This window comes from Streptomyces sp. A01, from assembly GCF_059026195.1.
In genome coordinates, this window is record NZ_JBWLKN010000149.1 from 1 (window position 1) to 270 (window position 270).

1 rRNA gene is annotated in these 270 nt (G+C 53.0%); it reads left to right on the forward strand.

What is annotated here, in order from left to right:
• Window positions 1-195 precede the first annotated feature (195 nt).
• A 5S ribosomal RNA gene (rrf, locus tag AC5P1B_RS35950) occupies window positions 196-270 on the forward strand; the annotation flags it as partial.

Sequence of the window (270 nt, forward strand, 5' to 3'; positions counted from 1 at the left end):
GGAAGGCGGGTAACCGCTGGAGTTGACTGGTACTAATAGGCCGAGGGCTTGTCCTCAGTTGCTCGCGTCCACTGTGTGGTTCCCGAATTGCGAACAGTCGCATCGGTTGAACCAGTTCCACTATACTTAATTGAAAAGTGTGCTTGTTCGCTTGAAGCCTGTCGAATGTCTGCATCGCAGACTTCCCGATAGCGTTTCGGTGGTCATAGCGTTAGGGAAACGCCCGGTTACATTTCGAACCCGGAAGCTAAGCCTTTCAGCGCCGATGGT